The following is a 10,034-nucleotide window of genomic DNA, read 5'->3' as shown; positions in this document are numbered from 1 at the left end:
GCTAATTGGCTTTTTAGCTTTTTAGCTTTTTAGCTTATTTGACGATGACATCTTTCCAAACCTTTGTGGCGCCGATAAAGATGTCCTTCACTTGCTCACTGCTCAGGGCGGTCAGGGGATTTTCGTTATTGACGATGATCGCAATGCCATCCATGGCGAGTCTGGTTCCGGTCAGGCCCTTGGCGGTTTCGCTTTCTTTTAATTCACGGGAAGACATGCCAATCTGACAGGTTCCGGCATCCGTGTTGGTAATACCGGTGGTGGAATCGCTTTGCTGGATTTCAATGGTTACATTCGGCTGCAGGACAAGGTAAGCTTCCTTCAATTTCTCCATCACCGGAGTGACGGAAGAGGAGCCGGCAACGATGATTTTACCGCTTTGCTTGACGCCGCCATAGGCTTTGGTATCATCATTGGCAATATAACCGGCTTTTTCAATCACGACTTTGCCTTCGGCACTGAGAATGAAATCAACAAAATCCTGGGAGAGACCGTCGAGTTCACCTTTGGTGACCAGCAGGAAAGGACGGGAAACTTTGTAGGTGCCGTTTTTAATGTTCGCTACGCTGGCTTGCGTGCCGTCAATCGCAAGCGCTTTTACACTGTCGTTCAGGGAACCCAGGGAAACATAACCAATCGCATAGGGATTGCCGGCTACGGTCGTCAGCATGACGGAGGTATTATTGGTGGAGACAGCTTCCTCCGTGGTACGATCCACCTTGACACCCTTGTCATCTTTTTGTTCCACACCCATCAGTTCAATAAAAGCGCCGCGGGTGCCGGAACCTTCTTCCCGCGTGACCACAGTAATTGCTTTCGTGTTCGTAAATCCTTCTTTTTGAGGTGTCTGATTGCATCCTGCAAACAGAGCCAGGACCAGAAGCAGCAGCAGCAGACCGGTGAATTTTCGTTTCATTTTTATTCTTCTCCTTTGTCTTTTTTTTTCTTTCACTGATGCGAGTTTATTATAAAAATGTTAAATCCAAAAGCGATGTAATGTAAAGAATGCGTAAAACAACAGCGCAGCCATAGAAAGCGACGCAGGACTGCACGGTGTGGTTTCGGGCGGATTTACCATTTGCGTCTCCAGGTTTCTCTTTGACAGATCTCTTCAAATCCGATTGATTTATAAAAGCTGGCGGATCCGCCGTAACAATACTTAGCACCCAGGCGTCTCGTTTTTTGCATGGCATTGACTAAGGCATAAGCTGCCAAACCCAGCCGGCGGTAGGCCGGAACGGTGCATAAAGGTTCCAGATAAGCGAAGCGGTTTTGTTCTTCCAGCCACATACCCGCATAACAGGCATAGTCACCGTCAGGGGCTTTGACAATCGTGGTTAAATCCGGCCGGAAATGGGGTCCGGTTTGCATAATGCGCCGCCGGTCCAAATTATCATCCGGTTCGCCGGGATGATTGAAGCCTTTCCACATACAGACATCAATTTTATAAAGGTCATTTTCCTCTTCCAGCGAGACAGCGGTGTAGCCCGCCGGCAGACTGACCATAGGGAAATCGCGTTTGTAAGAAAAGACGCGCACCGCCTCGCTGAAGACCTTCTGATAACCGCTGACCTGCAGCAGATTGATCAGAGCGGTTTGCGGACTGGTTAGATAGATATCCAGGGAATGTTCTCCTTCGCTGCCGGCAGCCAATTCCAGTTCCGCATATTGCAGCAAATCAGGCAGCAATTGTTCATAGGCTGGTTTCACGCTGAACATGGCTTCCCCGATGTCACTTTCAAAACAAACCAGAGCCACCAATTGACCGTTATCTTCCCACAGACCAAAGCGATGGGCCAGACGGTGGTTGAAGGCAGGGTGGGTATGCGCATATTCAAAAGAAGGTTGTGTGACAGGACTGCTATCCGGATAACTGTATACGTCACGTAAGAATTGATTCACCGGCTCAAAATCCTGTAAAAGCTTATAGTTCCGAAAGCTGATTGCCATTTCTGTCACTCCCATCGTGCAGTTTTATTTGTTTCTGCTCTTCCCGCAGAAACCGGCTGCTTCAATTAAAATTCTGTAAGAGCAGAAGAAATACCTGCAAATTGAGAAAATGTAATATTTCGAAAAAGGAAAGCTGCGGCGGCGGCACGAAATAGAGCAGCAGAAAATGAAGATTGAGGAGGCTGCCAGCTATGAATGAGTTATATCAGCGTGCCCGGGCAATGCAAGACAAATTTATCGGTTTTCGCCGGCAATTCCATCGTCATCCGGAACCGGGTTGGCAAGAATTTGAAACCTCGGCAACGGTGATGCATTTCCTGGATGAATTGGGAATCCCCTATACCCGAATCGGGACCACCGCCGTGGTCGGTTTAATCGAAGGCGGCTTGCCCGGCGACAAATGCATCGGAATCCGTGCCGACATGGACTGTCTGCCCATTACCGAACAGACCGGGGCAGACTATGCTTCAGAGATTCCCGGCAGGATGCATGCCTGTGGTCATGATGGTCATACGGCGATGCTGATGGGCGCAGCGGCACTGCTTTCTGAAATGAAAGATCAGATTCCGGGCAAGGTAAAGCTGTTTTTCCAACCGGCTGAGGAAGGCCCCGGTGGCGCCAAAGTGATGATTGAAGCGGGCTGCATGGAAAATCCCAAAGTGGATGCCGTCATCGCCCTGCATGTCGGCACTCAGGATCTGCCGACCGGTAAAGTTGCCATGATGCCGGGAGCCTCTTCCGGCGGTACCCAAGGGTTGACGATCGTGATCAAAGGCCGCGGCGGTCATGGCGCGCATCCGCATAAGTCAGTGGATGCCATAGTCGCAGCTGCTCAGGTAATCACCGCCCTGCAGAGCATTGCCAGCCGGGAAGTAGATCCGCTCGATTCCATCGTGATTACGATCGGTACCATTCAGGGTGGTTATCGCGGTAATGTGATTGCCGACCGGGTGGAAATGACCGGAACGATTCGCACTTTGGAACCGAATGTCAGAAATGCGGTTCCCGGACAGATTGAACGCATTGTTGCCGGGATTTGCGCCGCGTATCGCTGCACATACGAAATCGATATTCCGGAAGGAATTCCTTCGGTGATCAATGATCCCGCCATGATCAGCCTGGCGCAGCGGGCTTGTATTGACGTTTTAGGCAAAGAGAATGTCATTATTAAAAAACGTCCTTCCATGGGAGGAGAAGATTTCTGCTACTTCACGCAGGCAGCACCCGGTATGATGATCAGCCTCGGCGCGGAAAATGCCGGGAAAAATTGCAGTTTCCCGGGGCATCATCCGAATTTTAACATTGACGAAGATTGTATCGCCATCGGAATGGCAGTCCTGAGCCAAACGGCACTGGATTTCCTGAAAAAATAGACGGGAGGCGCCTTGATGTTGGATTTACTGATCCGCAATGCCCGTGTGATCGACGGGACCGGTTTCGCTTCCTATCCGGCTGACGTGGCAGTCAAAGACGGCCTGCTTCGGCAAATCGGCGACTTGAGCGGGGTTGCTGCCAAAGCAGTAATCGATGCGCAGGGCAAAGCCCTGGCGCCTGGTTTTATTGACATCCATACGCATTCCGATACCACTCTCTTGACCGATTATCGCGGTCAATCCCATCTCCAGCAAGGGGTAACCACCGAAGTGTTGGGACAATGCGGCGGATCGCTCGTCCCCCGCAGCAGGGCAATGGCTGTGCAGCAAAAGGAGCTGCAGCTGCGCCTGTCACCCCAGACAGAACCTTTCATGGGAACCGGCACAGCCGAGTATCTGGCAGAGTTGGAAAAACGTGGGATCAGTCAGAATGTTGTCTTTGTTTTGGGTCAGGGGAACCTGCGCCAAATCGTGATGAATTATGATGCCGGTCCGGCAAATGCAGCGCAGTTGGAACAGATGAAACAGTTGGTGCATCAATCAATGCGGGAAGGGGCTGCCGGTCTGTCCACCGGTTTGATTTATGCTCCCGGCCTCTATGCCGCCACCGACGAAATTGTGGAACTGGCCAAGGTCGCTGCCAAATACAACGGCATCTATTTTACCCATATCCGCGGTGAAAACGACACGGTGATCGAAGCCGTGCAGGAAGCCCTGGCAATCGGCCGCCGCGCCGGGATCAAAGTCCAGATTTCCCACCTGAAAGCGATGGGGCGACATATGTGGGGCAAATCGAGTGAAATCCTGGCGCTGCTCGAAACTGCCCGCAAAGAAGGCATCGATGTCAGCTTCGATCAATATCCTTATACGGCGGCTGCCTGCGGCCTGGATACCGTACTGCCACCCTGGGCTTCCATTGGCGGCAAAGCCAAAATGGTGGAACGTCTGCAAGATCCGGCTGAAAAAGCGAGGATGCTGGCCGACATCACCAATGAGCATGGTTTAGGCGACTGGATCAGTATTTATAAAGGGGTAGGTTGGGATCAGATTATGATCACCGGCTTTCCGCCGGATACCAATCTGGAAGGTAAGATGATTGCGGAAATTGCAGCGGAACAAGGGCGGGATGCCTGGGATACCTGCTGCGATCTGATCATCCGCAATCAGGGTGAACGCGTCAGTATCGTTTATTTTGCCATCGGCGAAGAAGATCTGGAACGTATTCTTTGCCATCCTTTGCAGATGGTCGGATCCGATACCGGCGCTGTCAGCGGCGAACCCGGTCCCGGCAAGCCGCATCCGCGGGCATTCGGCAGCTTTGCCGGTATCCTCGGCAAATATGTGCGGGAGAAAAAATTATTCAGTCTGGAAGAAGGCGTCCGCAAGCTGAGTTCCGCCCAGGCGGCACGTCTGCAGTTGAAGGACCGCGGCCTGATTCGACCGGGCTATCGGGCTGATCTGGTTTTATTTGATCCGGATACCGTCGGCGCTCCCGCCGATTATCTCAACCCCCGCCAATATGCCACCGGCGTTGCAGCGGTTTGGGTGAACGGGGTGCTCAGTGTGCGCGACGGCGTTCATACCGGTGCAAAAGCCGGCATGGTTCTGCGCCACGCCAAATAAGTGCAAAACGGCAGGGGTAAGCCGGCTTCGACCTGCCCTTGCCGCTTTTGGCGGTTGGCAAGTAAAAAAAACCTGAACAGATGCTTACGCAACCGCCTGGCAGGCCGGAACAGCCGGGCCCGCCAGCAAGATTGACCGCTGTCAGAGTGTTTTTTGCAGCCGGGATCCGGTAAAAGTTCCGGACGGATTGGCTTGGTATCAAAGAAACGGCGGAGGTGACAGTCCGCCGCCTCGGTATTTGCTTGTTTTAGGAACGGTGCCTGGCGGCGACGGACAGACCGACGGAAAACTCTGGTTTGCCACATTCGCGGAGCGATTCGGAAATTTGCAATGGACAGAAAGGAGGAAACAGGTTATAATAAAAAAAATTCAAAGGACAGGACAGATAAGATGAAACAATCTGAATTTCCGCGTTTTGACTTTGCGAAACCTCCTCTGACGATGCGATTTTTCTTACAGCCGATTGCCTGGGGTTTCAGCTATTTCTTCTTCAAACTGCAAAAAGTAAAGGTCCAAAGAGTAAATATGGCAGACCTGAAACCGCCCTACCTTTTGCTCGTCAATCACAATAGTTTTAATGATTTTTTAATCACGACCATCGCAACCTTTCCTCAGCGCAGCAATAATGTGGTGGCGATCGACGGCTTTATCGGCCGGGAATGGCTGATGCGCTGGGCGGGTTGTCTTTGTAAGCGCAAATTCACCAGCGATATTGTTTTGGTGCGGCAGCTTCGCCGCATTCTCCTGGGTGGTCATACGGTTGTCCTCTACCCGGAAGCACGCTACTCTCTTTGCGGCACGACGGCGGTACTGCCGGAGTCGCTCGGCAAAATGGTGAAGATTTTTCGGGTCCCGCTGGTGACGCTGATCATTCATGGCGATCATATTTTAAAACCGTTTTGGGATCCGCGGGATCGCGGCATTCGCAATCTGGAAGCCGAGATGACGCAGATCCTTTCAGTGGAAGAAATCAACAAGCTTTCGGTGGATGAAATCAATCGAATCATCCGAGAAGCTTTTGTCTACGATGAATTCGCCTGGCAGAAAGCGAAGGGGATCCGGGTCAGCGATCCCAATCGGGCGCACAACCTGCATAAGGTGCTCTATCAATGTCCACATTGCGGGAAAGAATATCAGATGACCTCCAAAGGTACGAAGATCTGGTGTGAAGCCTGTCAAAAGAGCTGGACGATGTCCGAACTCGGTGAGTTGCAGGCCGATCAAGGCGAGACTGAGTTTTCCCATATCCCCGACTGGTATGAGTGGGAACGTCTGCAGGTGCGCAAAGAAGTGGAGAACGGGACTTATTTTTTCTCCGCCCAGGCGCATGTCAATTCCCTGCCGAATGCCAAACGGTTTATACCGCTTGGTCAGGCGACCTTCACGCATAATATGAACGGCTTCCGCTTGGAAGGTGTTTATCAAGGCGAACCCTATCGGATAGAGCAGCCGGTCAATACGACCTATTCTGTGCATATTGAATATGAGTATCTCGGTAAATTCGGCGATTGTGTGGATCTCAACACCAGTGAAGACACTTTTTATGTTTATCCGGAAAACTGCCGTTTTTCCCTGACCAAAATCGCCCTGGCGACCGAGGAATTGTATCAAGCCAACGAACACAGACTGGAAACAGAAAAGGCAAAAGCAAGTTCATAAAAAAAAATGAGAGGACGTTTTCGTTCTCTCGTTTTTTGTCGGCCTATTTCCATTTTAATTCGTGATCCAGGAGCCACTGTTTGCGTTCAAGGCCGCCGCCAAAGCCGACCAGTTTGTTGTTTTTACCGATCACTCTGTGGCAAGGCACGATGATGCTGATCCGGTTGTGATGATTGGCGCCGCCGATGGCACGGCTTGCCTTACGATTGCCGATCGTTTCCGCTTGCTGTTGGTAGGAACGCACCTCACCGTAAGGGATGGTCTGCAAAGCTTGCCAGGCTTTCATCTGAAATTCAGTACCGGCCATCGACAGCGGCAGGTTGAATTCCTTGCGGGACCCCTGAAAATATTCCTGCAATTCTTTGACTGCTTGCTGCAGGACGGCCGGCATGGTTTGCTCGCTGACCACCAGAGCGGCCGGAAAGAGAGCGACAGAAGCTTCCGATGCAAAGGAAACGCTGACAACGGCAGTTTCGTTGCTTTGAATCACTAAATCACCGATAGGAGTAGACAGGCTGGTTTGATAGATCATATAGGAAGCTCTCCTTTTCTTTGAACGGTGGTTTGTTCGGCAGCACCATTCAAAACGCGCTGCTGTCGGCAAAACCGTCCGGTTTGGGCTTTGGCGGCAATCGAAGTTTGGAGTCGATAATTATTTTCACGATGAGCAGGTAAATTCCTTTGCATGCCGAAATATTTCAGCAAACAGAAAGGGGATCTCCCTGCTGGAGTATCCTAAAAGGAGCGTGTAAGATATGGATCCTATGTTATACCATTATCCGTCCCGGCGTCAAGTGGTTTACGCCAAAAATGGCATGGTCGCTTGTTCTACGCCGCAGGCGGCTCAGGCTGGTTTAGAGGTATTAATGCAAGGCGGCAATGCCATTGATGCCGCCCTGGCGGCGGCTACGACCGAAACAGTATGTGAACCGTGCTCCAACGGCATCGGTTCGGATGTCTTTGCCATTCTGTGGAGCAAAGGCAAGTTATACGGGCTGAATGCCAGCGGCCCGTCGGTGATGAAACAGACCCTGGCGGAGCTGAAAGCCAATTACAGCGAGATGCCCAAATATGGCTGGCCGGCGGTGGATGTGCCGGCTGCTCCGGCCGCCTGGGCTGCCCTGGCCAAACGCTTCGGCAAATTACCTTTAAGCCAGATCGTCAAACCGGCCGTCCGCTATGCCTCGCAAGGTTATGCCGTGGCGCCTACCACAGGCAGAGCCTGGCAGAGCGCTTACCAATTGTTTCTGAAAAATCTGCAGGGACCGCAGCATGAAGGTTGGTTTTCTACTTTCGCACCGAACGGGAAGCCCTGCGGTCCCGGCGACATTGCCTGTTTAGCGGACCATGCCCGCACGCTGTCTGAAATTGGCGAAACCAATGCGGAATCTTTTTATCGCGGCGCTTTGGCCGAAAAAATCGTTGCCTTTGCGCAAAAAACCGGCGGTAAAATGTCTCTGGAGGATCTGGGTCAGTATCAGCCGCAATGGGTGGAGCCGATCAGTATCAATTACCGCGGTTATGATGTCTGCGAAATTCCGCCGAACGGACAGGGTATTACCGCTTTGATGGCGCTGAATATCCTGAAAGGATTTTCTTTGGCAGACCGGGAGAATCCCGAAACCTATCATCTGATGATGGAAGCTCTCAAATTGGCCTTTGCCGATGCCAAAAAATACGTGACTGACCCGCAGCATATGACGGTCAGCGTTGAACAATTGCTCTCGGAAGAATATGCCGCCAGCCGCCGCGCCTTGATCGGTGAAAAAGCATTGCTGCCAACCGCCGGCGATCCCCGTTCGGGAGGAACGATTTACCTCTGCGCGGCAGACAATGAAGGCAATCTGATTTCCTATATCCAATCCAACTACGCCGGCTTCGGTTCCGGGGTGGTAGTTCCCCATACCGGGATTTCTCTGAACAATCGCGGTAATAATTTCTCGCTGGACACCGCACATGACAATGTTTATGCGCCGGGTAAGCGGCCTTACAATACCATTATCCCTGGGTTTTTGATGAAAGACGGCCAGCCGGTGGGGCCTTTTGGTGTGATGGGCGGCTTCATGCAGCCGCAAGGTCATTTACAGGTGATGGTCAATACGATCGATTTTGCCATGAATCCGCAGGACGCGCTGGATGCGCCGCGTTTTCAATGGACGGGTGAAAAGAATATTGAAGTGGAGCAGAGCCTGCCGCTTTATGTGCAGCAGGAACTGCAAAACCGCGGCCATCAGATTATTCCCAAAGTAACCAGCGGCGGTTTTGGCCGCGGTGAAATCATCTGGCGTATGCCAAACGGTGTACTCTGCGGCGGTACGGAACCCAGAACCGACGGCACCATTGCCGGTTGGTAAGCAAGCTCAGGTAAAATGAGCAATCCTGAGCGTTGAGAAAGAAGGAGAGAAAATGGCAAGTTTAGAAACAACCCGGGAAAATCTGATCAAAAAAGGTTATCAGGTTTCCCTGTTTGCCAACAAAGAAGCAGCGACAGTTTACCTGACAGAGCAAATCCAAGGTAAGACAGTCGCTTTTGGCGGCTCGATGACCACAAAACAGATGGGATTGGATCAGGCGCTGGCGGCGAAAAATTGTGTGCTGTGGCATTGGACGCAGACTTCCGCGGCCTTGCTGCCTGCCAGAAGCGCTCAGGTTTACATCGCCAGCGTCAATGGGATGGCGGAAACGGGAGAGTGGGTCAATATTGACGGCACCGGCAACCGTGTCGCCGGAACAATTTTTGGCGCTGAGAGCGTTTATCTGGTGGTTGGCAAAAATAAAATCGTGGCTGATTTGAATCAGGCGCTTTGGCGGGCGAAAAATATTGCGGCTCCGCTCAATGCGCAGCGTCTGCACTGTGCCACACCCTGTGCGGTGAAGGCGGACAAGTGCTATGACTGCGACAGCCCCGGCCGTATCTGTAAGGTGACCTCAATTTTTGAACGCAAGCCAAACGGAGTGGCACATTATGAGGTTATTCTGATCGATGAAGAGTTGGGTTATTGATTCCTTTCCGGCCGGGGAGCAAAGGAATTTCACTCTGCGGCAACGAAAAGGATAGTATGCGATGAAAAACAGAGAATGAGACAATTCCGCAGGAAATTTGGGCAGCCTGGCAGTGGTTTTCATTGCGAGGCTGTCTTTTCTATGAATTTTGTGCCAAAGGGAGCAGACTTATGAATGAGAATGATTTGCAGCAAATTGCCGGACATTATCCGCTGGCCGGAAGAAGACCGCAGCAAGCCGATACAGTGATAAGGATTGGCCGGGCGGCGTTTGGCGGCGGTCATTTTGCGGTGATTGGCGGCCCCTGCGCGGTGGAATCAGCCGCCCAAATCAGCGAAGCGGCCGCGGCGGTCAGACTGGCCGGGGCCGGGTTGTTGCGCGGCGGTGTTTATAAACCGCGGACCTCACCATATAGTTATCAGGGCA

General features: G+C 52.0%; 9 protein-coding genes. 6 read left to right on the top strand and 3 right to left on the bottom strand.

The genetic code is table 11. From position 1 onward, the window contains the following. Positions 1-34: 34 nt before the first annotated feature. Positions 35-916, bottom strand: a complete 882-nt coding sequence (locus LLG09_05855; protein MCE5196637.1) for a substrate-binding domain-containing protein — start codon at positions 914-916, stop codon at positions 35-37. A 155-nt stretch (positions 917-1,071) separates the two neighbouring features. Next, complete coding sequence (locus LLG09_05850) at positions 1,072-1,950, bottom strand: GNAT family N-acetyltransferase (protein ID MCE5196636.1); 879 nt, start codon at positions 1,948-1,950, stop codon at positions 1,072-1,074. Between the two features lie 191 nt (positions 1,951-2,141). Between LLG09_05850 and LLG09_05845 the strand changes: the two genes are divergently transcribed. The 3 genes from LLG09_05845 (at position 2,142) to LLG09_05835 (ending at position 6,605) form a co-directional block, all read left to right on the top strand. Then, positions 2,142-3,323 (top strand): M20 family metallopeptidase, encoded by a 1,182-nt coding sequence (locus LLG09_05845; protein MCE5196635.1) that lies wholly within the window; start codon positions 2,142-2,144, stop codon positions 3,321-3,323. A gap of 15 nt (positions 3,324-3,338) precedes the next feature. Beyond that, positions 3,339-4,946, top strand: coding sequence for a D-aminoacylase (locus LLG09_05840; protein MCE5196634.1), 1,608 nt, complete (start codon positions 3,339-3,341; stop codon positions 4,944-4,946). A gap of 390 nt (positions 4,947-5,336) precedes the next feature. Then, positions 5,337-6,605: a hypothetical protein gene (locus tag LLG09_05835; protein ID MCE5196633.1), complete on the top strand. Its 1,269-nt coding sequence runs from the start codon at positions 5,337-5,339 to the stop codon at positions 6,603-6,605. Between the two features lie 43 nt (positions 6,606-6,648). Here the strand turns inward: LLG09_05835 and LLG09_05830 are convergent, their stop codons facing one another. Continuing rightward, positions 6,649-7,137, bottom strand: coding sequence for a methylated-DNA--[protein]-cysteine S-methyltransferase (locus LLG09_05830; protein ID MCE5196632.1), 489 nt, complete (start codon positions 7,135-7,137; stop codon positions 6,649-6,651). A 223-nt stretch (positions 7,138-7,360) separates the two neighbouring features. Between LLG09_05830 and LLG09_05825 the strand changes: the two genes are divergently transcribed. The 3 genes from LLG09_05825 to LLG09_05815 form a co-directional block, all read left to right on the top strand. Beyond that, complete coding sequence (locus LLG09_05825; GenBank protein ID MCE5196631.1) at positions 7,361-8,959, top strand: gamma-glutamyltransferase family protein; 1,599 nt, start codon at positions 7,361-7,363, stop codon at positions 8,957-8,959. A gap of 52 nt (positions 8,960-9,011) precedes the next feature. Further along, positions 9,012-9,608 (top strand): lactate utilization protein, encoded by a 597-nt coding sequence (locus LLG09_05820; protein MCE5196630.1) that lies wholly within the window; start codon positions 9,012-9,014, stop codon positions 9,606-9,608. A gap of 170 nt (positions 9,609-9,778) precedes the next feature. Then, a partial coding sequence (locus LLG09_05815; protein MCE5196629.1) for a 3-deoxy-7-phosphoheptulonate synthase occupies positions 9,779-10,034 on the top strand: 256 nt, incomplete at its 3' end.

This window comes from Negativicutes bacterium, from assembly GCA_021372785.1.
In the GTDB taxonomy this organism is placed as follows: Bacteria; Bacillota; JAAYKD01; order JAAYKD01; family JAAYKD01; genus JAJFTT01.
The sequence above is the reverse complement of the archived record's forward strand: the minus strand, read 5'-3'. Positions and strand labels throughout refer to the sequence as shown.

Excerpts from the sequence above, each read along its gene's own strand:
- LLG09_05845 (MCE5196635.1), top strand. The coding sequence starts at position 2,142 with ATGAATGAGTTATATCAGCGTGCCCGGGCAATGCAAGACAAATTTATC.
- LLG09_05820 (MCE5196630.1), top strand. The coding sequence starts at position 9,012 with ATGGCAAGTTTAGAAACAACCCGGGAAAATCTGATCAAAAAAGGTTAT.
- LLG09_05830 (MCE5196632.1), bottom strand. The coding sequence starts at position 7,137 with ATGATCTATCAAACCAGCCTGTCTACTCCTATCGGTGATTTAGTGATT.
- LLG09_05855 (MCE5196637.1), bottom strand. The coding sequence starts at position 916 with ATGAAACGAAAATTCACCGGTCTGCTGCTGCTGCTTCTGGTCCTGGCT.
- LLG09_05840 (MCE5196634.1), top strand. The coding sequence starts at position 3,339 with ATGTTGGATTTACTGATCCGCAATGCCCGTGTGATCGACGGGACCGGT.
- LLG09_05825 (MCE5196631.1), top strand. The coding sequence starts at position 7,361 with ATGGATCCTATGTTATACCATTATCCGTCCCGGCGTCAAGTGGTTTAC.
- LLG09_05835 (MCE5196633.1), top strand. The coding sequence starts at position 5,337 with ATGAAACAATCTGAATTTCCGCGTTTTGACTTTGCGAAACCTCCTCTG.
- LLG09_05850 (MCE5196636.1), bottom strand. The coding sequence starts at position 1,950 with ATGGCAATCAGCTTTCGGAACTATAAGCTTTTACAGGATTTTGAGCCG.